We start from the raw sequence: 25997 nt of genomic DNA, 5'->3' as shown, positions 1-25997 counted from the left end.
CGCGACGCGAAGCGGCTGCGCGAGCTGGAAGCGGAGAACGCCAGGCTGAAGAAGCTGCTGGCCGAGGCAGCCCTGGACAACGAAGCGCTGAAGGTGGCCTTCGGGGTAAAGTGCTGAGCCCACCGGCCAAGAGACAGGCGGTGGGCAAGATGCTGCAAGAGACCTCGATCAGCGAACGACGGGCGTGCACCTTGGTGGGTCTGTCGCGCGACAGCTGGCGCCACCCGCCTCTGCGAGCCGAGGCGGATCGGCACATGAGCCAGCGCATCACGCAGCTGGCGCACGAGCGCAGGCGCTTCGGCTACCGGTGCATCGGCGACCTGCTGCGAGCCGACGGTACGGCGATCAACGACAAGCGCGTGTACCGGCTGTATCGGTTGGCTGACCTGGCGGTGCGCAAACGCCGGGGCAGTAAGCGGCTGCGGCTCGAACGCGTGCCGCTGCACCGCTGCGAGACGATCAACGAGGTCTGGAGCATGGACTTCGTCAGCGACAGCTTGGCCAGTGGTCGGCGCATCAAGTGCCTGACGATCACCGACGACTTCAGCCACGAGTGCGTGGACATCGCAGTGGATCACGGCATCGGCGGCGAGTACGTAACGCGCGTGCTGGATCAGCGACGAAGGGCTCGACCAGGAATACAACAGCCTGGAGGTCCAACGCGACGCCGGGCTGGCCTACATTGCCAGTCAGCGCCACGAGGGCTGGATCGCCGTCGAAGACGGCTATGACGACGGCGGGTACTCCGGCGGCAACCTCGACCGCCCGGCGCTCAAGCGGCTGCTGGCCGACATCGAGGCCGGCCGCATCGACATTGTGGTCGTCTACAAGATCGACCGCCTCACGCGCAGCCTGGCCGACTTCGCCAAACTGGTGGAGGTGTTCGACCGCAACGGTGTCTCTTTCGTGGCGGTCACGCAGCAGTTCAACACCACGACCTCGATGGGGCGGCTCACGCTCAACATCCTGCTGTCCTTCGCGCAGTTCGAGCGCGAGGTCACCGGCGAGCGCATCCGCGACAAGATCGCCGCCTCCAAGGCGAAGGGCATGTGGATGGGCGGCATGCCGCCGCTGGGCTATGACGTCATCGAGCGCAAGCTCGTCGTCAACGAGCGCGAAGCGGCGCTGGTGCGCGACATCTTCCGGCGCTATGCCGAGCATGGCTCGGGGGCGCGGCTGGTGCGGGAGCTGGCCATCGAAGGCCACAGGACCAAGGCCTGGGTGACTCAGGGCGGACGCCAGCGCACGGGCCGCCCGATCGACCAGCAATACATCTTCGCCTTGTTGCGCAACCGGATCTACCTGGGCGAGATCCGCAACCACGGCACCTGGTATCCCGGCCAGCACGACGCCATCGTGCCCCAAGATCTATGGGACGCCGCGCACGCGTTCATCGAGCGCCGCAAACAGGCGCCGCGCGAACACCGCGCCCAGCATCCGGCCTTGCTCGCCGGGCTGCTGTTCGCGCCCGACGGGCAGCGCATGCTGCACACCTTCGTCAAGAAGAAGAGCGGACGCCTCTATCGCTACTACGTCCCCTATCTGCACAAGCGCCGCAACGCAGGCGCGAGCCTGGCGCCGGGCGCTGTGGACGTCGGTCATCTGCCCGCCGCCGAGATCGAAAACGCGGTCCTCGCGCAGATCCACGCAGCACTGTCGGCACCGGAAGTGCTGATCGGCACCTGGCGGGCGTGCCAGCGCCACCCGGCGGGTGCCGCCCTCGACGAAGCGCAGGTGGTGGTGGCGATGCGCCGCATCGGGGAGGTGTGGTCACAGTTGTTCCCGGCCGAGCAGCAACGCATCGCGCGGCTGCTGATCGAGCGGGTGCAACTGCATGAGCACGGGCTCGACATCCTCTGGCGCGAGGACGGCTGGCTGGGACTGGGGCCCGAGATCGGCGCGCATCCCTTGGTCGAGGAGTGCCGCGCGAGTGCCGAGGAGGCCTTGGCATGACCCAGGCGTCTTCCGATCCCGTGCCGAACTCCCGCCGCCGCGTGATCCGGGTCGAAGTCGGCGCCGATGCCCGCAGCTACGTCAGCGGCAGCCAGCGGGTGACCGTGGTGCCGCTGACGATCAAGCGCCGGCACAACCGCAAGCTCCTGATCCCGCCCACGCCCGGGACCACCGCGCAATCGGTGGGCGGGCTGGATGCGCCGATGATCAAGACGCTGGGCAAGGCCTTCTACTGGAAGCGGCTGCTCGAGGAGGGGCGCTATGCCACGGCGACCGACCTGGCCCTTGCTCTGAAGCTGGAGCCCGGCTGGGTGGCCGAGGTGCTGCGCTTGACCCTGCTGGCCCCCGACATCGTCGAGGCCATCCTGGACGGGCGCCAGCCGCGCCATCTGAATCTGCAAACACTGCGCGGGAGGCATGAGCTGCTGCCACGGGATTGGGCCGAACAGCGCCGGCTGCTGGGGTTTGCGCCGGGTCGGTAGCGCAGGCCTCTACCGCGCGGACCCAGCCTGAGCAGGTGAAGGCTTCACCGGCGCGGCCTTGACACCATACCAACCAATCGGTATGTTTATAGAACACCAACCGGTTGGTATGTTGCAATGGCTGATGCCGAAAGCGCCCGCACCCGTTTGCTCGATGTCGCCCTGCGCACGTTTCGCGAAAAGGGCTACACCGCCACCACGGTCGATGACCTTTGCCGGGCCGCCTGCGTCACCAAGGGCGCGTTCTTCCACCACTTCGACAGCAAGGAAGCCGCGGCGCTGGCGGCCGTCGAGCACTGGAACACACGCACCGGCGCGTTGTTCGAAGCCGCACCGTACTGGCAGGTCGAGGACCCGCGCGCGCGGCTGCTGGCCTACCTGGACTTCCGCGCAGCACGGGTGCGCGGCGAGCTGCCCGAGTTCACCTGCCTGCTCGGCACCCTGGTGCAAGAGACCTTTGCCAGCCACCCGGCCCTGCAGGCCGCCTGCGGCGCGGGCATCGAGGCCCACGCACAAACGCTCGTACCCACCATCGAGGCGGCCCGGGCCCGGTACGCGCCCAAGGCCGACTGGAGTGCCGAGAGCCTGGCCCGCCACATCCAGGCCGTGCTGCAAGGCGGCTTCGTGCTCGCCAAAGCCTTGAACGATCCTCGGGCAGCACTCGAGGCCATCGCGCATCTCAAGCGCTATGTCGAGGGGCTTTTACCGGTTCGCCGCAACGAGGCGCGCAACAACGCGAGTCTTGCGACTCGTTTCCCAACCCGCCATCCGCCATCGAAGAGGAGATGACCATGCCGTATACCCTGACCCAGGTGCGCGTCTTTCGCTGCCCGCCCGAGCGCCTGTGGCGGGCACTGACCGTGTCGGCCGCGATCGTCAAATGGAATCCGCCCGATGGCTTCGTGGCCGAGGTGCACGAACTCGACCTTCGGGTCGGCGGGCGTTACCGCATGAGCTTCATCAACTTGGGCAATGGGCAGCGCCACAGCTTCGGTGGGGCCTACCGCGAGGTCGTGCCGAACGAAAAGCTCGTGGCCACCGATCGCTTCGACGACCCAGGGCTGCCCGGCGAAATGTTGACCACCTATACCTTGCGCGCCGTGTCCTGCGGCACCGAACTGACGGTGGAGCAGGCAGGGCTGCCCGATGCGGTCCCCCCCGAGGCCTGCCGCATGGGTTGGCAGCAGTCCTTCGACCTGCTCACTCGCTTGGTGGAAGCGGAGATCCCCACGCCATGAACGCTGCGGGTGCATCGGCGGCGTCGGGCGACATCGAGGCTGTGATCCGCCGCTGGGAGTGCGCTATCCAGGCGGGCGACCTGGATGGCATCCTTGCGCAGCACACCGAGGACATCGTGATATTCGACGTGCCCGAGCCGCTGCAATCGCTCGGGCTCGACGCCTACCGCCGGACCTGGGATCTGTTCTTCCGCTACGGCGCGCCGCACCCGGATCTCTTCGTCATCGAGGACCTGCGCGTGACCGCCGGGCACGATGTGGCCTTCGCCACGGGACTCTTGCGCATCGGTGGCTCGCCCTCACCCGTTTGCCGATTGACCCTGGGGTTCGTCAAGCGCGATGACCGGTGGCTCATCGCCCACGAGCATCACTCCGCTCCCCACACCCTCGAAAGCCAGGAGGCCCGCTCATGAAGCCCATCGTTCCCTGTCTGGCCTTTGCCGATGCCGAGCAGACCGAGCAAGCGGTCCGCACCTACATCGACCTCTTCCGCACCGTGTTCGGCCACGCGGAAGAACTTGCACGCAGCACGTTCTCGCAGGCCGAGATCGACACCGTGCAGCGCGTGCACGGCCTGTCGCCCGATCAACTGCCCGGGTCAGCCGGCGCGGTCAAAACCATCCGATTTCACCTGAATGGCATGGAGTTGCTGGCGCTCAACGGCGGTGGGTACTTCGGTAAGTTCCACGAGAGCTTCTCGCTCTACGTGAACTGCGAAACCCAGGCCCAGATCGACCGTCTGCACGAAGCCTTGTCCGCGGGCGGCGAGGTCCAGCCCTGCGGCTGGGTCAAGGACCGCTTCGGCGTGTCCTGGCAGATCGTCCCCGAGGTCGTGCTGGCCATTGACGAAGGCACCGACCGTGCCGCCGCCGAGCGGATGAACGTGACGATGCTTGGGATGACCAAGCTCGATCAAGCCCGACTTCAAGAAGCCGCCGGTACGAGCTGACTGCCCTGCGCTCCACCGATAAGGCACGCAAGCGCAGACGTCATGCCAAGGTCGATGAGATGCCATCTACCCCAAGGCGCGCAAGGACCGGGAACCAAAGGAGGATCGCCAATGAACACGCCAGAGCCGGTGATCGTCGAAAAATCCCACTGGATCGAGGCGCCGCCCGATCGATTATGGGCCGTACTGACCCAGCCCCGCCTGATCCGCAGGTGGATGGAGGTCGAGCCGTCACTCGACGATGAGGCGCCCCTGGGCCGGTGCCTCGCCTGGTGTGACGCCTCCGGCACGCCCTACCTGGTTGGGACGGTCATCGTGTGCGAGGCGCGCCGTCGGCTCGTGCTGGAGCTTGCAGACGCATCCTGGCCGCGACCGGCTGCGCCGGGGGAAGTGACCTACGGTTTCACCCTCAGCGAACACCGGAATGGCGTGCGTGTCGATCCTGGACGGCCGCCAGCCGCGGCATCTGAACCTGCAAACCCTGCGCGGCCGGCACGAACCGCTGCCGCGGGACTGGGCCGAACAGCGCAAGGCACTGGGGTTCTCGCCGCCCGAAAGCTGACGCTCAGCCGGCGCAACAGCCCGCCTTGCCCCGTTCTTGAACGGGCGGGCAAGGCACGGTGCCGTAGGAGCAATAGACGCAGCAATCACCGGGCTTGGGCTTGAGCACGGTGTGGCAGGCTTCGCACTCATAGAACCACTGGCAGGCGTCGGTGGGCATGACCTCGGTCTTCGTGTGCCCGCACACCGGACAGCGCAGGGTCGATTCCAGTACGAGTGCGTTCAATTCGCGCTTTCCGTAACGGTCGACGGGTAGCCTGCGTCCTGCGTGGCCCGCATCAGCGCCTCGACGTTGGTCCTCGCGTCGTCGAAGGTCACCGTCGCCTCGCGCTTGTCGAGGTTCACGTCCGTCTTGGCCACGCCCGGCACCTTGCTCAAGGCCTTCTTGACCGTGATCGGACAGGCGGCGCAGTTCATGCCCGGCACCGACAGCGTGACGGTCTTGGTGGCCGCGATGAGCGGCGCGCTCGATGCGAGAGCGAGTGCGACACAGGACCATGCCAGCAGCTTCTTCATGACGACCTCCGTTCCTCAATAGAACCAGGGCGCGACCAGCGGAAAGCCGAGCGCCACGATCACCAAGGCGACCACGATCCCGAACAGCAGCTTGTAGCCGCGCCGTACCGACGGCACTGCGCAGAGCTGTCCCGGCTCACACGCGGGAGCGCTTGCCCAGATGCGCCGCCCGGCGAGAAACAACGCGACGAGGGCCACGCCGATGAAGATCGGGCGGTAGGGTTCGAGGGCCGTCAGGTTGCTGATCCATGCCCCCGAGAAGCCCAGCGTGATCAGCACCAGCGGCCCGAGGCAACAGGTCGAGGCCAGGATCGCGGAGACGAACCCGGTCGCCAGCGCCATTCGACCGCTACCTGTGTCGGCACGCGCGGTTGGGGAATCGGGTTTCATGGCGTAAGCTTACTTCCGTACTTAAGTACGGAGTCAAGGCCATGAACGCTATTTCTGATCGCGAGCCGATGACGATTGGCGCCCTGGCGCGCGCGGCCGGCGTCCATGTCGAAACCATTCGCTTCTACCAGCGCAAGAGGCTGATGCCGGAGCCGGATCGTCCCGTCGGCAGCATCCGCCGCTACGGCGCCGATGCGCTTGGCCGCATCCGCTTCATCAAATCGGCGCAGCGGCTGGGTTTTAGCCTCGAAGAAGTGGCCGATCTGCTCGAACTCGAGGACGGCACGCACTGCCAGCAAGCGCGTGAGCAGGCGCGCAAGAAGCTCGACGACGTGCGCGCGCGCATCGCCGATCTCAAACGCATCGAAACCGCGCTGGCGGAACTGATTTCTCGCTGCTCGACCACACGCGGCCGTGTGCGCTGCCCGCTGATCCAGGCGCTCCACGAAGCGCGGTGAAGCGACGGCGACACGGCAACCGCACCGGGCGTCGGGCACTCGCGCCTAAGCGTCGACGCAGCGCCAGGCTTGGCCAGAGCTGGGCTATCGCTCGCGTTTGCGGCTGCGGCGCCCGCCCCGAACAAGGCCTGTATACCGCGATCATCGCTGGCGCCCTGGTGTCGATGTTCGGTGGCAGCCGTGTGCAGATCGCCGGCCCCACCGGCGCCTTCGTCGCCATCCTGGCCGGCGTAACCGCACAATACGGCGTCGCCGGACTTCAGGTCGCCACGCTGATGGCGGGTGTCATCCTGCTGGCGATGGGCCTTACGCGCATGGGCGGCGTCATCAAGTTTATCCCCTCGCCGGTCAGCAAAGGCTTTACTGCCGGCATCGGCGTGATCATCTTCGTCGGCTAGTGGCCGGACTTCTTCGGCCTGCCGAAAGTCGGTGGCGAGCACTTCCACGAGAAGTTTTGGCATCTCGTACAGGTACTGCCGAAGGTACTGCCGAAGGCACATGTCGGCACCACCGCCCTCGCGATACTGAGCCTCGCGTTGGTGCTATTCACTCCGCGGATTCCCGGCATTCGACGGGTACCCGGGCCCTTGGTCGCGTTGGTCGTGGCCACGGTCTTGCACGCGCTGTTGCGCCCCACTGGCGTGGCCACGATCGGCAGCGCTTTCGGCGGCATTCCAACGGGGCTGCCGGCGCCGGCGCTGCCGGATCTTTCGATCTCACGGCTCGTTACGCTGATCGGTCCGGCATTCACGATCGCGATGCTGGGAGCGATCGAAGCGCTGCGCCGACGCGGTGTCGCGGTCTAGCTGTGCGAGGCCAACGCGCGCGTACTCCGGAAACTGCGCAAAGCCCGTGTCATCCACGATGCGCCCCCGACCGCCTACGCCGAACGCTTCGGGAACGTGCTCAAAGCCTTGCTGCTGCGCGACTCGGGTTGATGCGGCCCGCGGGGCCTTGTGACAGAACCTGACCCGCGGCGTACGGGCCGTACGGTGGGGTGTTCGCGGGGACGCTCGAGCTCGCTCGGCGTCAGTCTTCGACCATCATGAAGTCACCCTTGGACGCGCCGCAGTCAGGGCAGGTCCATGACTCGGGCACGTCCTCCCAGCGAGTGCCTGGGGCGATGCCCTCGTCGGGCAAGCCCTTCTCCTCGTCGTAAACGAAGTCGCAGATCAGGCAGCGCCACTTCTTGAATGCCATGCGATCACCGGTCTGGATGCGAAAACGGCCGCGCATGTTACCCCAGATGCCGGCGCGCTCAAGATCCCGGCGTCGGCGGCGCGTCACCGCCTCGCCGCAGCGCTCAATCCGCCCGCTCGGCGCGCTTTCTTTCGTGTTCCTTCAAAAACTTCTTGCGCACGCGTACCGACTCCGGCGTCAGCTCCACGAGCTCGTCGTCGTTGATGAACTCCAGCGCCTGTTCGAGCGTGTGCTTGATCGCGGGGGTCAGGATCACGTTCTCATCGGAACCGGCAGCGCGGATGTTGGTGAGCTTCTTGCCCTTGAGCACGTTGACGACCAGGTCGTTGTCGCGCGAGTGGATGCCGACGACCTGCCCCTCGTAGACCTCGTCACCGGGCTCGACCATCATGCGGCCGCGTTCCTGCAGGTTGAACAGCGCGTAGGCCAGCGCCTTGCCCTGCTCGTTGGCGATCATCACGCCATTGCGGCGCTGGCCGATGTCGGCGGCCTCGGTCTTGGGGCCGAAGTGGTCGAAGTTGTGGAACAACAGGCCCGTGCCGCTCGTCATGGCCATGAATTGGGTCTGAAAGCCGATCAGCCCGCGCGACGGGATGATGTACTCCAGACGCACGCGGCCGCGGCCGTCCGGCATCATGTTCTGCATCTTGCCGCCACGCTCGGCGAGGCCCTGGATGACGCTGCCTTGGTGGCTTTCCTCGACGTCCGCGACCAGGGTTTCGTAGGGCTCGCAGACTTCGCCGTCGATCTCCTTGAGGATGACCTGCGGACGCGCGACCGCGACTTCGTAACCTTCGCGGCGCATGTTCTCGAGCAGCACGCCCAGGTGCAGCAGGCCGCGACCAAAGACGCGGAACTGGTCCGGCGACTCGCCCGGCTCGACACGCAGCGCGACATTGGTCTTGAGCTCGCGCTGCAGGCGCTCGCCGATCTGGCGGCTGGTGACGAACTTGCCCTCCCGGCCGGCAAAGGGCGACTTGTTGACCTCGAAGATCATGCTCATCGTCGGCTCGTCGACCTGCAGCGTGGGCAGGCCTTCGGGCACCTTGGCGTCGCAGACGGTCTCGGAGATACCAAGGTCCTCGACGCCGGTGATGGCGATGATGTCGCCGGCCTCGGCCTCGGCGGTTTCGTGCTTGTCCAGACCCATGAACGCGAGCACCTGTAGCACGCGCCCCTGGCGCACGCCCCCGTCGCGGCCGACGACGGCCACCGGCATGTTGGGGCGCACGCGCCCGCGCTTGATGCGGCCGGTACCGATCACGCCGACGTAACTCGAATACGCCAGCGAGGTGATCTGCATCTGGAACGGCCCTTCCGGATCGACGTCCGGCGGCGGCACCTTGTCGACGATGGTCTGGAACAGTGGCGTCATGTCGCCTTCGCGGATGTCCGGCGAATGGCCGGCATAGCCGTTGAGACCGGAGGCGTAGATGAACGGAAAATCGAGCTGCTCGTCGGTCGCGCCGAGTTTGTCGAATAGCTCGAACACCTGGTCGACGACCCAGTCGGCACGCGCGCCCGGACGGTCGATCTTGTTGAGCACGACGATGGGCTTGAGCCCCATGTTGAAGGCCTTCTGCGTGACGAAACGCGTCTGCGGCATCGGACCGTCCACGGAATCGACCAGCAGCAGCACGGAGTCGACCATCGACAGCACGCGCTCGACCTCGCCGCCGAAGTCGGCGTGTCCCGGCGTGTCGACGATGTTGATGCGGTATTCGGTGTTGGTGCGCGCGTCGGTCCAGCGGATCGCCGTGTTCTTGGCGAGGATGGTGATGCCACGCTCGCGCTCCAGGTCGTTGGAGTCCAGGATGCGCTCGCCGAGCTGCTCGCGCTGATCCAGCGTCTGCGACTGGCGCAGCAGCTTGTCGACCAGCGTGGTCTTGCCGTGGTCGACGTGCGCGACGATGGCGATGTTGCGGAGGTTCTGGACGCTCAAGGGGACACCACTTCGAAGGACGCGGCACCAAGCAGGCACCGTAGAGCATGTGGCCGACCGGCGTCGGACGCAGCTCGGGGAGGCTAAAAGGGCGCGCATTCTACGGCAGCGCCCTTGCGGCTGCATGACCGTCCGGCGGGACGCCGCCGACGATGCGTTCAGGCCGTCTGCACGCGCGCCTGCCCGGATTCGACGACGAACGCGGCCCGCGTGCCGACGCCGGAGGCCGGGTCCCGCACGTCGTCGATCGCACGGAACGCGACGTCGAGCCGCGCCGGCGTCAGCTCGCAGCGCACGTAGCCGCGTGGGCGCGCATCGAAGAACCGGATGTGCGGGTTCTCCGGCAGCACCGCCGCGAAGCGCTCGTGCGGCGGCGGACGCGAGCTGATCGACGAGCCGACGAACTCGGTGGCCACCGGTGCCGAGGCGCCCTGCGGCGCCAGCTCGCTGGCCCAGAACGAGTGGATGTCGCCGCCGATGACGACCGGATTCGCGGTTCGGCGCGCCGCCAGGTGGCGCAGGATGCGCTCGCGCGCCGCCGGATAGCCGTCCCAGCCGTCGGTCCAGACGCCGACCTCGGGGCCGGGGACCTGATCGAGCGGCGCCATCAGCATCGCCTGCGCGATGAGGTTCCAGCGCGCCGGGCCGCCGGACAGGCCGTGCAGCAGCCAGCGTTCCTGCTGCGCGCCGAGCAGCGTGCGCTGCGGATCGAGCAATTCGGCGCAGGGCTTCACCACCTGGCCGCCGCCGCGCTCGGGCGTCGCGCAGGCCTGATCGTCGCGGTACTGGCGCGTGTCGAGGACGTGGAACATCGCCAGGTCGCCGAAGCCGCGGCGCTGAAACAGCGGGAGCTCGGCGCCGCGCGGGCGCATCGCGTTGCGCAGCGGCATGTGCTCCCAAAAGGCCTGGTAGGCCGCCGCGCGACGCAGCAGGAAGGCTTCGACCGGATCGCGGTCCTGGCTCAGCGGTCCGGCGTAGTCGTTGTCGACCTCGTGGTCGTCCCAGGTCACCAGCCAGGCGCATGCGGCGTGCGCGGCCTGAAGATCCGGATCGAGGCGGTAGCGCGCGTAGCGCTTGCGGTAGTCCGCCAGGGTCTGCGGCTCGGCGCGGGTTTCGTGCCGGCGCACCGGATCGGCCGCCGCGGTCTCATAAATGTAGTCGCCCAGATGCAGGATCAGGTCCGGCGCCTCCGCGGCCAGATGCCGCCAGGCCGCGTAGTAGCCGTGCTCGTAGTGCTGGCACGAGGCATAGGCGAAGCGCAGCCGGTCCAGCGCCGACCACAGCACCGGGGCGGTGCGTGCGCGCCCGACCGCGCTCGTCGCATCGCCGTAACGGAAGCGGTACCAGTACCAGCGATGCGGCCGCAGGCCCTCGACCTCGACATGCAGGCTGTGCGCCCAGGCGGCGTGCGCGACCGCGGTGCCGGTGCGGACGATCGTGCGGAAGGCTTCGTCCTCGGCCACCTCCCAGATGACCTCGAGCGCCGGCGCCTCCAGGTCGCCGTCGCCCAGCGGGTCCGGTGTCAGGCGCGTCCAGATGACGAAGCCGTCGGCCAGCGGATCGCCGGCGGCGACGCCCAGCGAAAACGGATTGCTGTCGACGCGGACCGTAGGCGCCCTCATACAACCGGCCAGCGGCCAGCCAAGCAGACCGGCAAAGGCCAGCAGCAGGCGCCGGCGCTGCGGGTCGATCGGCGCGAGGGTCATGCGCGCAGTCTGCCGACTCACGATGACGCGAGAAAGACGCTAACCGACGGAGACCGCGGCGGCCGCGGCGCGCGCCTTGGCGCGCGCGGCGTCGATCGAATCGGCGCGCGCCAGCGCCACGCCCATGCGCCGGCGGCCGACGATCTCGGGCTTGCCGAACAGGCGTAGCGCGGTGTCCGGTGCGGCGAGTGCGGCGGCGACCCCGCCGAACTGCGGCGCCTTGCGATCCCCTTCAAAGAGGATCGCGCAGGACGCCGCCGGCCCATGCTGACGGATCGCCGGAATCGGCAAACCGAGAATCGCGCGCACGTGCAGCGCAAACTCGGACAGATCCTGCGAGATCAGCGTGACCAGGCCGGTGTCGTGCGGGCGCGGCGAGACTTCGGAGAAGATCGCTTCATCCCCGCGGATGAACAGCTCGACGCCGAAGATGCCGCGGCCGCCGAGCGCGTCGGTGATCTTGCGCGCGATCTCTTGCGACGCCGCGAGCGCAGCGGCACTCATCGGATGCGGCTGCCAGGATTCACGGTAATCGCCGTCGATCTGCAGATGGCCGATGGGCGCGCAGAAGCTCGTGGTCACGGTGCCGTCGCTCGCGGCGTGGCGCACCGTCAGCAGCGTGATCTCGTAATCGAAGTGGACGAAGCCCTCGACGATGACACGGCCGAGATCGAGTTCAGGCTCGCCGTCCCTGGCGCGGCCCTGCACCTGCACGCCACCCCCTGCCCGGCCATCCCTGGCCGGGCGCTCGGGCGCCGTGCGAGCAGCGCTCGGAAAGCCCGGCGCTCCTCGCCCAGCGCGACCGCCGCTCTGCGCATAGTCCCAGGCTTTCTGCACGTCGGCCTCGGTCCTGACCGTAGATTGTCCCTTGCCCGACGAGGACATCACCGGCTTGACCACGCACGGCAGGCCGATCTCGGCGACGGCCGCGCGGTACTCATCGAGCGTGCCGGCGAAGCGGTAGCGCGAGGTCGGCAGGCCGAGTTCCTCGGCCGCGAGGCGGCGGATGCGCTCGCGGTCCATCGTCAGCCTCGCGGCGCGCGCGGTGGGAATGACGGTATACCCTTCGGCCTCCAGTTCGAGCAGCGTCGGCGTGTGGATCGCCTCGATCTCGGGGACGATGAGCTGCGGCTTTTCCTGCTCGATGACGCGCCGCAGCGCGGCGCCGTCGAGCATCGGAATCACGTGGCTGCGGTGCGCGACCTGCATCGCCGGCGCGTTCGCATAGCGATCGACGGCGATGCACTCGATGCCGAGGCGCTGCGCCTCGATGACGACTTCCTTGCCGAGCTCGCCGCTGCCGAGCAGCAGCATGCGGGTGGCGTTCGCGGACAGCGGAGTGCCGATCGTGGTCATTGTTCGGATTCCAGACGAAAGGGCTGTTGTGAGGACCTCTACGCCATCCGGCGCGACGAGGCGCGACATAGAATGATCGGACTCAAGGAACGCCCATGCAACGCCGCACCAAGATCCTCGCCACCCTCGGCCCCGCGACCGACGACCCCGGCACCTTGAAGCGCATGATCGCCGCCGGGGTCGACGTGGTGCGGCTCAACTTCTCGCACGGCAGCGCCGACGATCACCAGCGTCGCGCCGAAGCGGTGCGCAAGACCGCGCAGACGCTGGGCGTCGATGTCGGCATCCTCGCCGACCTGCAGGGCCCCAAGATCCGCATCGAATCCTTCGCCGGCGGCCCGGTCGAGCTGCGCGAGAACGCGCGTTTCACGCTCGACACCGCGCTGGGCGCCAACGCCGGCGACGAGACCGTGGTCGGCTGCGCCTACAAGGATCTGCCGCGCGACGTCACACCCGGCGACACCCTGCTGCTCAACGACGGTGCGATCGCGCTGCGCGTCGAGCGCATCGACGACACGCGTGTCGAGTGCACCGTACTGGTCGGCGGCACGTTGTCGAACCGCAAGGGCATCAACAAGCAGGGCGGCGGGCTGTCGGCCGCCGCGCTCACCGACAAGGACCGTGCCGACATCCGCATCGCCGCGGCCATCGACGTCGACTTCGTCGCCGTGTCGTTCCCGCGCTCGGCGGCCGACATCGAACTCGCGCGCCAGCTGGTGCGCGAAGCCGGCAGCGATGCCGCGCTGGTCGCCAAGATCGAACGCGCCGAGGCACTCGCCGGGCTGCGCGAGCTGGTCGCGGCCAGCGACGCGGTCATGGTCGCGCGTGGCGATCTGGGCGTGGAGATCGGCGACGCCGAGCTGCCGGGCTGGCAGAAGCGGATCATTGCCGAGGCGCGCGAACAGAACAAGCTGGCGATCACGGCGACGCAGATGATGGAGTCGATGATCACCAATCCGATTCCAACCCGCGCCGAGGTGCTCGACGTGGCCAATGCCGTCATGGACGGCACCGACGCGGTGATGCTCTCGGCCGAGACCGCCACCGGCAAATACCCGGTGAAGACCGTGGAGGCGATGGCGCGCGTGTGCCTGGGCGCGGAGTCGAACATACCGCATCTGCCGAGCCGCGACGCGCGCCGCAGCACCCTGCACTTCCAGCGCACCGACGAGGCGATCGCGATGGCCGCGTCCTGGGCCGCGGCGCAGATGCAGGCGCGCGCGATCGTCGCGCTCACCGAATCCGGCGCTACCGCGCAGATGGCCTCGCGCACCGGCACCTCGATCCCGATCTACGCGCTGACGCGGCACGAAAAGACGCGCCGACGCATGGCCCTGTGCCGCGGCGTCTACCCGGTGGCGTTCACGCCCAGCGAGTTCGGCGGCCCGACGCAGGTTCGCGAGGCGATCGAGGTGCTGCGCGCCCGCGGCGCCCTCGACAGCGGCGATCGCGTGCTGCTGACCAAGGGCGACGGCGCCGGCTCGGGCGGCACCAATACGATGAAGATCATCCGGGTCGAGTGAACGGCCAGACGTGAGGCCCGAGGCGAACAGGAGTAGCCTTGTTCTCACTGGCGTCGCGATTGCCGGAGGGGCCATGCGTACACAGTCCGCCCAGAACCGGGATGCTCGTGCGGTGACCGCGTCCCGGCCGTTCACCGTGATCGGTCACCGCGGCGCGCGCGGCCACGCGCCCGAGAACACGCTGCTGTCGATCGACACGGCGATCCGTCTCGGCGCGGACTGGGTCGAGATCGACGTACAGCACCACGACGGCGAGCTGTGGCTCATGCACGACCTGACGCTCGATCGCACCACCAATGGCCGCGGCCTGCTCACCGCGCATCCGGCGGCCGCGCTGCGCCGCCTCGACGCGGGCGACGGTGAAGGCATTCCCACGCTGGCCGAGGCCCTGGACCTGATCGAGCAGCGCGTCGGCGTGAACGTGGAACTCAAATCCTGGAACGGCTGCGCGAACGCGGTCGCCGCCTGCCTGCGTGAATACATCGCCGACGGCTGGCCGGCCGAGCGCTTTTTGGTCTCGTCCTTCCATCTGCCGGAGCTGTGGGAGTTCAAGCAGCTCCTGCCCGAGGTGCCGCTCGGCGCGCTGTACTGCGGCGTGCCGCTGGACTGGGCTGGGCTGGCCGCCGAGCTTGGCGCGCAAACGCTGAACATCTCTGACGAGTTCGTCGATGCGCGCCTGATCGCCGACGCGCACGCGCGCGGCCTTGCGCTGTACGTCTACACGGTGAACGACGAAACCCGATTGCGCACGCTATGGCAGATGGGCGTCGACGGCGTGTTCACCGACTACCCCGACCGCGCGCTCGCAGCCGTCGGAAGCGAGGTCCGCGAATAGACGCAAATCAACGCCAATGGCGGCCTCTCATGGGCGTCCATTAGCGTTCATTTGCGGACTGTTCTGGGTCGCACGACGCTGCGCCGCGCGCTACCGCTCCAGCAACTGCCGCACGCCGGCCTCCATCGCCTTGAGGCCGTGCGCGCGTCCTTCGGCGATCGCCGCGTCCACGGACTTGCCGTCGAGCCAGTGCGCCTTGAGCGCGAACAGCGCACCGACGCGGTTGCTGCTCATGCAGTGCACCAGGACCGGCCCCGGGGCGCTGGCGATGGCATCGGCCAGGCGCTGCGCGTTCTCGCGCGTCAGGTCGGCGCCGCCGGCGACGGGAATGTTCTCGTAGGCCAGCCCCAGCGCAGCGGCGAGCGCCGGTTCGTCGAAGCCCAGGTCCTCGCTGGGCGGGCACAGATTGACGATCTTGGCCACGCCCTGTGCCTGGGCCTGGCGGAGCGCCTCGGGGCTGGTCTTGCCGCCGGTCAACACCTTTTCCGAGGGCGCGGCGAAGAACGGGATGTCGAGTCGAATCGGAGCGGGCATCGTGACCCCCTGCGGATGAACGGAAACGCGATTATGCGCGGCCCTGGGCTCGCGCGGGGTTTCGTGCTGCAATACCACCACTTCACCGAGTATCGAGGACCATGGCCGACACCCTGTTCGGCGCCGCACCCGGCGCTGCCCCCGAGAATGCCCAAATCATCGACGTCCAGGACTTCGCCCGCGAGGTCATCGAGCGCTCGCAGCAGATTCCGGTGCTGGTCGACTTCTGGGCGGACTGGTGCGGGCCGTGCAAGCAGCTCACGCCGTTGATCGAGGCGGCGGTGCGCCGCTTCGCCGGCCGCGTCGTGCTTGCCAAGGTCAACACCGAGCAGCATCCACAGTGGGCGCAGCGCGCCGGCGTGCGCAGCATTCCCAACGTCAAGCTGATCATCGGCGGCCGTGTCGTCGACGAATTCACCGGCGTGCAGCCGCAGGCGGCGATCGAGCAATGGCTGGAGCAACTGTTACCGCCGCCTCCGGTCGATGTCGTCGCCGAGGCCGACGCGCTGCTCGCCGAAGGTCACGTCGACGATGCGCGCCTGCTGCTGATGCAGGCGGCGCAGGACCCGCAGTCGCCGCCCGGCGTACCGCTGCGGCTCGCACGCCTGTTGCTGCTCGAAGACCCGCAGTCCGCGTTGCAACTGCTCGCCCGGATTCCGGCCAACGCGCGCGAATACGATGCGGCAGAGGCGATGCAGCGCGTGCTCGCGTTCATGCAACTCGCGCCCGACGAGCTGGAGGAATCGCCGGCCAAGGCGTTCTACGTCGACGCCGCGCGACAGCTCGCGCAAGGCCACGTCGAGGCGGCGATGGACAAGCTGCTCGAGGCGGTGCGCGCCGATCGCAAGTTCCACCAGGACGCGGCGCGCAAGCGCCTGATCGACCTGTTCGACTGGCTCGGCTCCGCCGACGAGCGCACCCGCGAGTACCGCCTGCGGCTCTACGACGTGCTCTGAGCGAAAGCGCGTCCGCGACGCGCGATTTTCAATACCGGTGGTGGATCGCGCGAAAGCGCGTCAGCGTAGCCTCGACCGGGCCGGCGACGATCACGGTCTGCTGCTCGGGGCCAAAGTCGGTGAGGCGCTCGGCGTCGGGCAGCGCGCCATCACGCCGGAACCGCTGCAGCGCCGCCCAGCTCGCGAACACGTAGATGCGGCCGTCACGATACACCTCACCATAAAAGGACTCGCCGTCACCGGCGAGAAGGCCCTCGAACATGGCCTGCGCGGCACCGCGCCAGGCCACGCGCCGTTCCTGCTCGCGCGCCTCGGCGCGGCTGAGCGCGAACTGCACGGTCTGCCCGTTGGCGCCGGCACCGATCGCCGTGACCGCGTGCTCGATGCGGCCGGACCAGAGAAAGCGCGCATACACGTCGGCGTCGGCGAAGACGTAGATGCGCGCGTCGCGGTGCACCTCGGCGTAGAAGCGGTTGGCGCGTGGCGCGGCGAGCGTACCGCCGCCCAGCGCCTGCTCGTACTGCGCCTCTTCGGCGGCGCCGCGCCAGCGGCCGTCCACAGCGCAGGCGCCGAGCCCCGAGACCAACGCGCCGATCATCCCGATCCACACCATTCGCCACATGAGCCGCTGCGCCCCTGCCGTCCAAGCTGCGGAAGCATGACGCCGGGATGTTGAACGACGGTGACGGTTTGACTACCGCCGTTTGTCGAGCCAGCGCAGCGTGTCGGTCCACAGGCCGTCCTGCATGCGCGGGGACATCAGCGAAGTGGTTGACGCGACCCGCACGCGGCCGTGCGCTTCAACCCAGCACCGGACGTGCATCCGGACGGCTGTCGAGCAGGCCGACGAGCAGATACAGCAGCGGGCCGAACGAGCCGCCGAACACGGTCAGCAGCAGATACGGCCACACCGTGCGGCCGCTGCGGCGGGCGTCGGCGATCATCCACGCCATCGCCAGCAGGCAGACGATGACCAGGTCGGCGAGCACCTGCCAGCCGGCCGGCGTCGCAAGCTGGTAAGCAAACAGGCCGACATAGCCGTGTTCCATCAGCGCATAGACGGTGAGCGCGGCGAAGTCGAGCGTGATCAGGCCGAGGACGACGAGGGCGATGGTGCGATTCATGACGATCTCCGTGGGTGGATGCCTGTACGTGAGGCGCCGCCAAGGTGCCCGGAGCGGGGAATGCGGACAATTACGCGGCAGGTAATCGACTCGCCGCGGGCGTCTGCGACAATGCCGTCCATGCAAAGCCCGACGCCCTCCCATTCCGATGCCGCGCCTTTCGGCCGCATGCTGCGCGACTGCCGGCGCGCGCGCCGCCTGTCGCAGCTCGATCTGGCGCTGCAGGCCGAAGTCTCGCAGCGTCATCTGAGCTTTCTCGAATCGGGGCGCGCGCCCGAGCCGCGAGATGGTGCTGCAACTGGCGATGGCCCTCGACCTGCCGCTGCGCGAGCGCAACCGCCTGCTGCAGAGCGCCGGCTATGCCGGCTTGTATCCGCAGCGGCGGCTCGAAGCCGCCGACATGCAGCCGGTCAACACCGCGCTCGATCTGCTGCTGCGCCATCACGAGCCGTATCCGGCGATCGTCGTCGACCGCGCGTGGAATCTGGTCATGGCGAACGCAGCGATGGAACGCCTGCTCGGCGTCGCCGGCGATGCAAAGGCGCGCTGGCGCGCGGTCTGCGGCGATGGCCCGCGCAACGTGCTCAAGCTGACCTTCCACCCGCAAGGGCTGCGGCCGCTGATCGCCAATCTCGACGAGGTCGCGCCGCCGTTTCTCGCACGCACCGCGCGCGAAGCCCTGGAACATCCGCAGGTACAAGACGTACTCGACGAGGTGCTGCGTTACCCCGACCTGCCGATGAGGCTGCGCCAAATCGACCTCGACGCCAGCCGCTTGCCGGTGCTACCGGTGCATTACCGCATCAACGGCCTCGACCTGCGCCTGTTCACGATGATGACCACCTTCGGCACGCCGCAGGACGTGACCGCCGACGACCTGCGCGTGGAGAGCTTCTTCCCCGCCGACGAGGCCAGCGCGGCGCTGCTGCGGACGCTGGCTGGTAAGCACGAACGGGTCGGTCGCGCGGCGGGATCGGCGAAGCTTCCATGACTTCAGGGGTCATTGGCTGCAAAGCAGACGGGACTAAAGAACCGTGGCGATAAACTTTCGGAGATCCCTGCAATGAACCTGCGCGATCAGTTCTTCAAGAAGCCCTGGTTCTTCAAGCTCTATCTCAATCATTGGGCACCCTTCAAGGGCGCGGGCATCCGCGTGGTCGAGGTCGCACCGGACTTTGGCCGTGTGGTGGTCGAACTGCGCGAAACCCGCAGCAACCGCAACGCGGTCGGTACGCACTTCGGCGGCAGCCTGTACGCGATGTGCGACCCCTTCTACATGCTCATGTTCATCGCCCGGCTGGGCAAGGACTATGTGATCTGGGACAAGGCCGCGACCATCGTTTTCGAGCGTCCCGGCAGAGGCACGGTGCGTGCCACCTTCGCGCTCTCGCCGGAGGACGACGCCAGCGTTCGGCGCGAGACCGCCGACGGTGCCCGGTACACGCCGACCTACCGGGTGGAGGTGATGGACGAGCGGGGTGAACGCGTCGCGACCGTCGAGAAAGTGCTCTACTTCCGCCGCAAGGACGCCGGCGCCGAAAATGACCGCCGCGGTGCGGCCGCCGCACGTGGCGCGGCCCCAGTGCCATCACCCCGATCGGCAGGTCCTTGACCCGGCGCGTCAGCCCTCGCATCGCCGGCGATGCGCAGCGAAAGTTCGAATGCGCTGACGCGCGAGCGCGTCCCCGATGGACGAACGACCTATTCGTCGTCGCCCATTTTCAGTTCCTTGATCTTGCGCGTGAGCGTATTGCGACCCCAGCCCAGGCGCCTTGCGGCTTCCTGACGCTGGCCATGGGTCGCGGCCAGGGCCGTTTCGATCATCGTGCGCTCGAACAGTGGCACGGCGGTATCGAGGAGGTTGCTTTGGCCGGCGGCGAGTTCGGCCGCGGCCCACTCGCGCAGGTGCTCGTACCAGCTCGCGGTGGGGGCCGGCGGCGGCGCCGATGTGGCGGCTGCGGAAGTCGCCGCGGGATCGGCCGCGACGACTGATCCCGCGGCGCTCGGCACCTGCACTTCCGGCGGCAGATCCTGCAGGTGTACGTCCCGCCCCGGCGCCATCACCGTCAGCCAGCGACAGACGTTCTCTAGTTGTCGAACGTTGCCCGGCCAGTCGAAACGCTGCAAGCGTTCGAGCACTTCCGGCAGCAGGCGCTTGGGTTCGGTGCGCAGTTCTTCGGCTGCACGCGCCAGAAAGTGGCGCGCGAGCTGCGGGATATCCTCACGGCGCTCGCGCAGCGATGGAATGCGGATGCGGATGACGTTGAGTCGGTGATACAGGTCCTCGCGGAAGCGGCCATCGCGCACGAGCAGTTCTAAGTCCTGGTGCGTGGCCGCGATCACGCGCACGTCGACCTTGAGCGGCGCGACACCGCCGACGCGGTAGAACTCGCCGGTCGAGAGCACACGCAAAAGACGCGTCTGCAGATCGGCCGGCATGTCGCCGATCTCGTCGAGGAACAAGGTGCCGCCATCGGCCTGCTCGAAGCGTCCTTTGCGTTGCATCGCCGCGCCGGTGAAGGCACCGCGCTCATGGCCGAAGAACTCGCTTTCGAGCAGGTCCTTGGGAATCGCCGCGGTGTTGATCGCGACGAAGGGCTTGTTCGCCCGCGGGCTGTTGGCGTGCAGCGCACGCGCGACCAGCTCCTTGCCGGTGCCGGACTCGCCGGTGATCAGCACGGTGATGTGCGACGGACTCAGCCGGCCGATCGCGCGGAACACGTCCTGCATCGCCGGCGCCTCGCCGATCATCGTCGCGCCGGCATCAAGCGGCGGCTCGTCGACGACCTCGCGCTTCCTGGCGGCACGCCGCACCAAATCGGCGACGCCATTGACGTCGAAGGGCTTGGGCAGGTACTCGAAGGCCCCACCCTTGTACGCCGCCACCGCGGCGTCCAGATCCGAATGTGCAGTCATGATGATGACCGGCAGATCGGGGTGCGCCGCACGCACGCGAGCCATCAGGCTCAGACCGTCGACTCCGGACATACGGATGTCGCTGATCAACACGTCCGGCGGCGTACGCTCGGCGAGCGCGTCGAGTAACTCGGCGGCCCCGGGAAAGCTGACCACACGTATGCCCTCACGCCTGAGCGATTTGTCCAGCACCCAGCGGATCGACTCGTCGTCGTCGACGACCCAGACGGTCAAGATGCTCTGGCTGCCAGACGGTTCTGCCGACGAACGGGTCATGTGCTTTCCAGAGGCATGTAAAGCGTGAAAACGGTGCAGCCCGGGCGGCTCCGGCATTCGATCAGCCCGCCGTGGCTGTGGACCAGATACTGAGCAATCGGCAGGCCAAGTCCTGTGCCTTCGGCGCGCGTGGTCACCATCGGGTAGAAGATCTTCTCGACCATCGATGGCGGGATGCCGGGGCCGTCGTCCTCGATGTCGATCTGCACGACGAGCTTGTGCCGCACCGCGCCGATGGTGAACTGACGGCGCGTGCGTGTACGCAGCACGATGCGACCATCGCCATCGACCGCCTGCAACGCATTGCGCACGATATTGAGCACGGCTTGGATCAGCTGCTCGCGATCGCCCAACAGCTCGGGGATGCTCGGGTCATAGTCGCGCAGCACCGATACGCCGGCCGGCGCCTCGGCCTGCACCAGCTGGCGCACGTGCTCCAGCACCTCGTGCACGTTCAGCGCCGCCTTTTGCGGCAGGCGGTTGGGACCGAGCAGGCGATTGACCAAGTTCTGCAGGCGATCGGCCTCGCGGATGATCACCGCGGTGTATTCGCGGTGGCCGTCGTCCGGATATTCGCGCTCCAGCAGCTGCGCGGCACCGCGGATGCCGCCGAGCGGATTCTTGATCTCGTGGGCAAGGCCGCGGATCAGCTCGCGGCTCGCATCGAAATGCGCCTGCAACTGCTCATCGCGCGAGATGCGTAAGTGGCGATCGAGCGACTGCAGCTCGATCAGCAGGCCTGGCTTGCGCGCGCCGGCGAACGGCGTGACCGTCCAGTCCACGGTGACGCCGGGGTCGCCGTTGCGGCGCAGCTCGGTCTCGCGCTCGATGAAGCCGGTGGTCGAGGCCTGCGCCGTGCGCAGACGGTCCTCATACGGCTTCAGATGCGGAATCGCGTCGGTCAGCGTTGCCCCGAGCGCCATGCGCCGCGAGATACCGAACAGACTCTCGCAGGCGGAGTTGAGCATGGTGATGCGCAGGCCGTCGTCGACGGCGACGACCGCCATGGTCAGGCCGTCGAGTACCTCCTCGGCCGTCACCCGGCTTCTGGGCAAGCGGTTCATGTTTGCGCCGACGCAAGATGCAGGCCACGTGCCTGCATCCGCAGGCTAGATCATTCGCCGGCGACGTGCACCATTTTTGTGCGCACCACCGTGGCGCAGTTGATCCGTTATGGTGCGTCGACGCGGAACACGGTCTCCTCGGACCGCGCCAGCTCCTGTCCGCGCGGATCGAGCACGGCGATGCGCAGGCGGTACTCGCCGGGCGCAAGATCCGGCAGCAGGATGCTCAGCTCGTCGGTCGGCGCCGGGGTGACCGAACGGCCGTCGAGCAGATAGCGCAGGGAGAAGCCCTCGACCAGACCGGGCATCACGCTGGCCGCCGCGACCATGCGCGTGCCGGCGCGCAGCACCTGGCCCGGCGTCGGCGACTCCACACTGACCGCGAAGCGTGCCGCCGCGCGCAGCGCCGCCGGCGAATAGAAGCGCTTGCGGGGCTTGGCGGCCGTCACCGGCCCCGACAGCGGTTCGAGCTGGATCGGCCGCGCATGCGGATCCGGCGGTTTGTCGGTGTAGCGCACGACGCCGTCGAGACCGACGTGGCGATAGACCTCGTCGGCAATGGCGCAGCCGGACCACAGTAGGACGAACGCGAGCAATACCCTCATGCCGCGCAGCATAGAGATTCACGATCCCCGAAAGAAGAAACCCCGCTTTTGCGGGGTTTCTTCAACGACCAGCGGTCTTACATCGAGTAATAAAGATCGAACTCGATCGGATGCGTGGTCATGCGAAAACGCGTGACTTCCTGCATCTTCAGGTCGATGTAAGCGTCGATCAGATCGTCGGTGAACACGCCGCCGGCCTTGAGGAACTCGCGGTCCTTGTCGAGCGCGTCGAGCGCCATGTCGAGGCTGTGGCAGACGCGCGGGATCTTCTTGTCCTCTTCCGGCGGCAGGTGGTAGAGATCCTTGTCCGACGGATCGCCCGGGTGGATCTTGTTCTGGATGCCGTCGAGGCCCGCCATCATCATCGCCGCGAACGCGAAGTACGGGTTGGCCAGCGAATCCGGGAAGCGCACCTCGATGCGCCGGCCCTTCGGGTTGGACACGTAGGGGATACGAATCGACGCCGAACGGTTGCGCGCCGAGTAGGCGAGCATCACCGGCGCCTCGAAGCCCGGCACCAGGCGCTTGTAGCTGTTGGTGCCCGGATTGGTGAAAGCATTGAGCGCCTTGGCGTGCTTGAGGATGCCACCGATGTAGTACAGCGCGGTCTCGGACAGACCACCGTACTTGTCGCCGGCGAACAGGTTCTTGCCGCCGAGCGCCAGCGACTGGTGCACGTGCATGCCGTTGCCGTTGTCGCCGACGATGGGCTTGGGCATGAAGGTGGCGGTCTTGCCGTACTGGTGGGCGACGTTGTGCACCACGTACTTAAGCTTGAGGACCTCGTCGGCCTTCTTCACCAGCGTGCCGAACTTCACGCCGATTTCACACTGGCCGGCGGTGGCGACCTCGTGGTGATGGACTTCGGTCGGCATGCCCACGGCTTCCAGCGTGGTGCACATCGCCGAACGCACGTCCTGCAGCGAATCGACCGGCGGCACCGGGAAGTAGCCGCCCTTGACGCCCGGACGGTGCCCGCTGTTGCCCTCGGCGTAGTCACGGCCGGTGTTCCAGGCCGCCTCGACCGAGTCGATGCTGACGAAGCAGCCCGACATGTCGGCCCCCCAGCGCACCGAGTCGAAGATGAAGAACTCGTTCTCCGGGCCGAAGTAGGCGGTGTCGGCGATGCCGGTGGATTTGAGGTAGGCCTCGGCACGCTTGGCCAGCGAGCGCGGATCGCGCGAATAGCCCTCGCCCGTCGACGGCTCGATGACGTCGCAGGTCAGAACCAGCGTGCTTTCCTCGAAGAACGGGTCGATGAAGGCGGTGCCGGCATCCGGCATCAGGATCATGTCGGACTCGTTGATGCCCTTCCAGCCGGCGATCGACGAGCCATCGAACATCTTGCCGGACGTGAACACGTCTTCGTCGACGACGTGTGAAGGAACGGTCACGTGCTGCTCTTTGCCGCGCGTGTCGCAGAATCGGAAGTCGACGAACTTGACCTCCTTTTCCTTGATCATCTTCAGGACATCATTAGCCGACATGGGGCTCTCCTTGAGAACGTGGTGGGATCGTAAGCGGGCCACCCCCGCCTAGCGTGCGCCAAAATGAAGCATGATCCATGCCATGCTCTGGGGCGCGGACCGCGGCTTCGCCAAGGAGGTGGGCCGGCTATGCTAGCCCAAGCCCGACACTACGGATACGGGCCCAGAATGGCGTCGCAGGCGCGCTGGTGGGCGGCGCGCACATCGTCCGGCGCGGTCATGGTCAGACCGAGGTCGCGCAGACGCCCGTCGTGCAGCCCATACACCCAACCGTGCACCGACAGCGACTGCCCGCGCGCCCAGGCATCCTCGACCACGGTGCTCTGACAGACGTGCAACACCTGCTCGACGACGTTGAGCTCACACAAGCGATCGTGACGCACGCGCTCGTCGGCGATGCGGTCGAGCCGTTCGCGGTGGCGATCGGCGACGTCGCGGATGTGCCGCAGCCAGTTGTCGGCGATGCCGATGCGGGTCGCATGCAACGCGGCGTGCACGCCCGAGCAGCCGTAGTGACCGACGACAAGGATATGCCGGACCTTGAGCACCTCCACCGCGAACTGCATCACCGACAGACAGTTGAAGTCGGAATGGACGACGACGTTGGCGATGTTGCGGTGGACGAAGACCTCGCCCGGCGGCAGGTTGAGGAGCTGGTTCGCCGGCACGCGCGAATCGGCGCAGCCGATCCACAGGTAGGCCGGCTTCTGACCACCGGCCAGACGGCGGAAGAAATCCGGATCCTCGACGACGCGCGCGGCCGCCCAGGCGGCGTTTTGTTCGAGTAGATGATCGAGGCGGTTCATGACGGCCGCACTATAAGGCAAGCGCGCGATAGGGGCACGCGCGCCCCAGTATACTGGCGCGCTCCTTCGGCTGCGTGGTCGCCATGACCTTCCAAGACCTGATTCTCAAGCTCCAGACCTACTGGGCCGGCCACGGCTGCGTGATCGTGCAACCCATGGACATGGAAATGGGGGCCGGCACCTTTCACTGGTCCACCTTCCTGCGCGCCGTTGGCCCCGAGCCCTGGAACACCGCCTACGTCCAGCCCAGCCGCCGGCCCACCGACGGCCGCTATGGCGAGAACCCCAACCGCCTGCAGCACTACTACCAGTTCCAGGTGCTGATGAAGCCCTCGCCAGCGAACCTCCAGCAGCTTTATCTGGACTCGCTCAAGATGCTGGGCTTCGACCCGCTGACCCACGACATCCGTTTCGTCGAGGACAACTGGGAGTCGCCGACGCTCGGCGCCTGGGGCCTGGGTTGGGAGGTCTGGCTCAACGGCATGGAAGTCACCCAGTTCACCTACTTCCAGCAGGTGGGCGGCCTCGAATGTAGGCCGGTGTCGGGCGAGATCACCTACGGCCTCGAACGCCTGGCGATGTATATCCAGAAGAATGCATCGGTCTTTGACCTGGTCTGGTCGGACGCCGGCGGGCGTATCGTGACCTACGGCGATGTCTACCACCAGAACGAGGTCGAACAAAGCGCCTACAACTTCGAACACGCCGACGTGCCGGCGCTGTTCGCGCGCTTTGACCGCGCCGAGGCCGAATGCCGGCAGCTGCTCGCGCTCGACACCCCGCTACCGCTACCGGCCTACGAGCGCACCATCCAGGCCAGCCACGCGTTCAATCTGCTCGATGCGCGCGGCGCGATCGGCGTCACCGAGCGCCAGGCCTACATCCTGCGCGTGCGCGCGCTCGCCCGCGCCTGCGCCGAGGCGTATTACAAGGCGCGCGAGGCGCTTGGCTTTCCGATGCTGCGCGCTGCGGCCTGAGCTACGATCGAGAAGCCTAACAGCTTGCTGAAAAACCGCGCGAAAGATCGCTGCCTACGGCCCGCGAATCGAAATTTGCGTGACGAAAAGAGAGGGGATGCCCCGTTGCGACGCGTATGCGCAGTTTGAGCGCTTGTTTTTTG

General features: G+C 67.4%; 29 protein-coding genes and 3 pseudogenes. 17 read left to right on the top strand and 15 right to left on the bottom strand.

The window, feature by feature from the left end:
* Positions 1 to 3: 3 nt before the first annotated feature.
* From ABSH63_RS12075 to ABSH63_RS12035, 9 genes and pseudogenes are all read left to right on the top strand, one after another.
* Positions 4 to 617 (top strand): annotated as a pseudogene (locus tag ABSH63_RS12075) (IS3 family transposase); the annotation flags it as partial.
* The gene (locus ABSH63_RS12070) at positions 613 to 1953 is read left to right on the top strand and encodes a recombinase family protein (protein ID WP_352890173.1); all 1341 of its coding nucleotides are present in this window, start codon (positions 613 to 615) and stop codon (positions 1951 to 1953) included. The pseudogene ABSH63_RS12075 and the gene ABSH63_RS12070, both read left to right, overlap by 5 nt.
* Positions 1950 to 2435: a hypothetical protein gene (locus ABSH63_RS12065; RefSeq protein ID WP_352890089.1), complete on the top strand. Its 486-nt coding sequence runs from the start codon at positions 1950 to 1952 to the stop codon at positions 2433 to 2435. The genes ABSH63_RS12070 and ABSH63_RS12065 overlap by 4 nt, the downstream gene beginning before the upstream one ends.
* Positions 2436 to 2552: 117 nt before the next feature.
* Positions 2553 to 3224, top strand: a complete 672-nt coding sequence (locus ABSH63_RS12060; protein WP_352890088.1) for a TetR/AcrR family transcriptional regulator — start codon at positions 2553 to 2555, stop codon at positions 3222 to 3224.
* 2 nt (positions 3225 to 3226) lie between these two features.
* A complete protein-coding gene (locus ABSH63_RS12055; RefSeq protein WP_352890086.1) occupies positions 3227 to 3673 on the top strand; it encodes an SRPBCC family protein in 447 nt (148 codons plus the stop codon).
* A complete protein-coding gene (locus ABSH63_RS12050; protein ID WP_352890085.1) occupies positions 3670 to 4086 on the top strand; it encodes a YybH family protein in 417 nt (138 codons plus the stop codon). Before ABSH63_RS12055 ends, ABSH63_RS12050 begins: the two co-directional genes overlap by 4 nt.
* Complete coding sequence (locus ABSH63_RS12045) at positions 4083 to 4622, top strand: VOC family protein (protein ID WP_352890084.1); 540 nt, start codon at positions 4083 to 4085, stop codon at positions 4620 to 4622. Before ABSH63_RS12050 ends, ABSH63_RS12045 begins: the two co-directional genes overlap by 4 nt.
* Positions 4623 to 4664: 42 nt before the next feature.
* A pseudogene (locus tag ABSH63_RS12040) lies at positions 4665 to 5000 on the top strand (SRPBCC family protein); the annotation flags it as partial.
* 55 nt (positions 5001 to 5055) lie between these two features.
* On the top strand, positions 5056 to 5184 hold the full coding sequence (locus ABSH63_RS12035) for a hypothetical protein (protein ID WP_352890178.1): 129 nt from the start codon (positions 5056 to 5058) through the stop codon (positions 5182 to 5184).
* 3 nt (positions 5185 to 5187) lie between these two features.
* Here ABSH63_RS12035 and ABSH63_RS12030 read toward each other — a convergent pair whose 3' ends face one another.
* From ABSH63_RS12030 to merT, 3 genes are read right to left on the bottom strand one after another with little or no spacing between them, the layout of a single operon-like run.
* On the bottom strand, positions 5188 to 5409 hold the full coding sequence (locus ABSH63_RS12030; RefSeq protein ID WP_352890082.1) for a GDCCVxC domain-containing (seleno)protein: 222 nt from the start codon (positions 5407 to 5409) through the stop codon (positions 5188 to 5190).
* Complete coding sequence (gene merP, locus ABSH63_RS12025) at positions 5406 to 5699, bottom strand: mercury resistance system periplasmic binding protein MerP (RefSeq protein ID WP_352890081.1); 294 nt, start codon at positions 5697 to 5699, stop codon at positions 5406 to 5408. Before merP ends, ABSH63_RS12030 begins: the two co-directional genes overlap by 4 nt.
* A gap of 15 nt (positions 5700 to 5714) precedes the next feature.
* The gene (merT, locus tag ABSH63_RS12020; protein ID WP_352890080.1) at positions 5715 to 6089 is read right to left on the bottom strand and encodes a mercuric ion transporter MerT; all 375 of its coding nucleotides are present in this window, start codon (positions 6087 to 6089) and stop codon (positions 5715 to 5717) included.
* 41 nt (positions 6090 to 6130) lie between these two features.
* Between merT and merR the strand changes: the two genes are divergently transcribed.
* Positions 6131 to 6547: a mercury resistance transcriptional regulator MerR gene (merR, locus tag ABSH63_RS12015; protein ID WP_352890078.1), complete on the top strand. Its 417-nt coding sequence runs from the start codon at positions 6131 to 6133 to the stop codon at positions 6545 to 6547.
* A gap of 83 nt (positions 6548 to 6630) precedes the next feature.
* A pseudogene (locus tag ABSH63_RS12010) lies at positions 6631 to 7347 on the top strand (SulP family inorganic anion transporter); the annotation flags it as partial.
* A 229-nt stretch (positions 7348 to 7576) separates the two neighbouring features.
* Here the strand turns inward: ABSH63_RS12010 and ABSH63_RS12005 are convergent.
* The 4 genes from ABSH63_RS12005 to ABSH63_RS11990 form a co-directional block, all read right to left on the bottom strand.
* Positions 7577 to 7747 (bottom strand): rubredoxin, encoded by a 171-nt coding sequence (locus ABSH63_RS12005; RefSeq protein ID WP_352890076.1) that lies wholly within the window; start codon positions 7745 to 7747, stop codon positions 7577 to 7579.
* 103 nt (positions 7748 to 7850) lie between these two features.
* Entirely contained in the window at positions 7851 to 9689 is a 1839-nt protein-coding gene (typA, locus tag ABSH63_RS12000) for a translational GTPase TypA (RefSeq protein ID WP_352890075.1), read from the bottom strand.
* 158 nt (positions 9690 to 9847) lie between these two features.
* Positions 9848 to 11395: an alkaline phosphatase D family protein gene (locus tag ABSH63_RS11995; protein WP_434223271.1), complete on the bottom strand. Its 1548-nt coding sequence runs from the start codon at positions 11393 to 11395 to the stop codon at positions 9848 to 9850.
* 39 nt (positions 11396 to 11434) lie between these two features.
* Positions 11435 to 12751 carry a formate-dependent phosphoribosylglycinamide formyltransferase gene (locus ABSH63_RS11990; protein WP_352890072.1) on the bottom strand — a complete coding sequence of 439 codons (1317 nt, stop codon included), beginning with the start codon at positions 12749 to 12751 and terminating at the stop codon, positions 11435 to 11437.
* A gap of 95 nt (positions 12752 to 12846) precedes the next feature.
* Between ABSH63_RS11990 and pyk the strand changes: the two genes are divergently transcribed.
* Together pyk and ABSH63_RS11980 are read left to right on the top strand one after the other, a co-directional pair.
* Positions 12847 to 14274, top strand: a complete 1428-nt coding sequence (pyk, locus tag ABSH63_RS11985) for a pyruvate kinase (RefSeq protein WP_352890070.1) — start codon at positions 12847 to 12849, stop codon at positions 14272 to 14274.
* Between the two features lie 73 nt (positions 14275 to 14347).
* The gene (locus ABSH63_RS11980; RefSeq protein ID WP_352890068.1) at positions 14348 to 15109 is read left to right on the top strand and encodes a glycerophosphodiester phosphodiesterase; all 762 of its coding nucleotides are present in this window, start codon (positions 14348 to 14350) and stop codon (positions 15107 to 15109) included.
* 90 nt (positions 15110 to 15199) lie between these two features.
* Here the strand turns inward: ABSH63_RS11980 and ABSH63_RS11975 are convergent, their stop codons facing one another.
* Positions 15200 to 15643, bottom strand: coding sequence for a protein tyrosine phosphatase family protein (locus ABSH63_RS11975; protein ID WP_352890066.1), 444 nt, complete (start codon positions 15641 to 15643; stop codon positions 15200 to 15202).
* 101 nt (positions 15644 to 15744) lie between these two features.
* Between ABSH63_RS11975 and ABSH63_RS11970 the strand changes: the two genes are divergently transcribed.
* Positions 15745 to 16599: a tetratricopeptide repeat protein gene (locus ABSH63_RS11970; protein ID WP_352890064.1), complete on the top strand. Its 855-nt coding sequence runs from the start codon at positions 15745 to 15747 to the stop codon at positions 16597 to 16599.
* Positions 16600 to 16627: 28 nt separating this feature from the next.
* Here the strand turns inward: ABSH63_RS11970 and ABSH63_RS11965 are convergent, their stop codons facing one another.
* Positions 16628 to 17197: a hypothetical protein gene (locus ABSH63_RS11965; protein ID WP_352890062.1), complete on the bottom strand. Its 570-nt coding sequence runs from the start codon at positions 17195 to 17197 to the stop codon at positions 16628 to 16630.
* Between the two features lie 202 nt (positions 17198 to 17399).
* On the bottom strand, positions 17400 to 17723 hold the full coding sequence (locus ABSH63_RS11960; RefSeq protein WP_352890060.1) for a DUF2834 domain-containing protein: 324 nt from the start codon (positions 17721 to 17723) through the stop codon (positions 17400 to 17402).
* A 286-nt stretch (positions 17724 to 18009) separates the two neighbouring features.
* On the opposite strand from ABSH63_RS11960, the gene ABSH63_RS11955 reads away from it, so the two are divergent.
* Both ABSH63_RS11955 and ABSH63_RS11950 read left to right on the top strand, forming a co-directional pair.
* On the top strand, positions 18010 to 18714 hold the full coding sequence (locus ABSH63_RS11955; RefSeq protein ID WP_352890059.1) for an MmyB family transcriptional regulator: 705 nt from the start codon (positions 18010 to 18012) through the stop codon (positions 18712 to 18714).
* A gap of 72 nt (positions 18715 to 18786) precedes the next feature.
* On the top strand, positions 18787 to 19335 hold the full coding sequence (locus ABSH63_RS11950; RefSeq protein WP_352890057.1) for a DUF4442 domain-containing protein: 549 nt from the start codon (positions 18787 to 18789) through the stop codon (positions 19333 to 19335).
* 89 nt (positions 19336 to 19424) lie between these two features.
* On the opposite strand, the gene ntrC is transcribed toward ABSH63_RS11950, so the two are convergent.
* The 5 genes from ntrC to can form a co-directional block, all read right to left on the bottom strand.
* A complete protein-coding gene (gene ntrC, locus ABSH63_RS11945; protein ID WP_352890055.1) occupies positions 19425 to 20915 on the bottom strand; it encodes a nitrogen regulation protein NR(I) in 1491 nt (496 codons plus the stop codon).
* On the bottom strand, positions 20912 to 21979 hold the full coding sequence (glnL, locus tag ABSH63_RS11940) for a nitrogen regulation protein NR(II) (protein ID WP_352890053.1): 1068 nt from the start codon (positions 21977 to 21979) through the stop codon (positions 20912 to 20914). The genes ntrC and glnL overlap by 4 nt, the downstream gene beginning before the upstream one ends.
* A 107-nt stretch (positions 21980 to 22086) precedes the next feature.
* Entirely contained in the window at positions 22087 to 22584 is a 498-nt protein-coding gene (locus ABSH63_RS11935) for a DUF4124 domain-containing protein (protein WP_352890051.1), read from the bottom strand.
* A gap of 77 nt (positions 22585 to 22661) precedes the next feature.
* On the bottom strand, positions 22662 to 24071 hold the full coding sequence (glnA, locus tag ABSH63_RS11930) for a glutamate--ammonia ligase (protein WP_352890049.1): 1410 nt from the start codon (positions 24069 to 24071) through the stop codon (positions 22662 to 22664).
* A 149-nt stretch (positions 24072 to 24220) separates the two neighbouring features.
* Positions 24221 to 24877, bottom strand: coding sequence for a carbonate dehydratase (gene can / locus ABSH63_RS11925; protein ID WP_352890047.1), 657 nt, complete (start codon positions 24875 to 24877; stop codon positions 24221 to 24223).
* An 83-nt stretch (positions 24878 to 24960) separates the two neighbouring features.
* Here can and glyQ point away from each other — a divergent pair, with 83 nt between their 5' ends.
* A complete protein-coding gene (gene glyQ, locus ABSH63_RS11920; RefSeq protein ID WP_352890045.1) occupies positions 24961 to 25854 on the top strand; it encodes a glycine--tRNA ligase subunit alpha in 894 nt (297 codons plus the stop codon).
* Positions 25855 to 25997 lie beyond the last annotated feature (143 nt).

It is taken from the genome of Sinimarinibacterium thermocellulolyticum (assembly GCF_040327995.1).
In the GTDB taxonomy this organism is placed as follows: Bacteria; Pseudomonadota; Gammaproteobacteria; order Nevskiales; family Nevskiaceae; genus Solimonas; species Solimonas thermocellulolyticum.
This window is presented reverse-complemented; position numbering and strand designations above follow the sequence as displayed.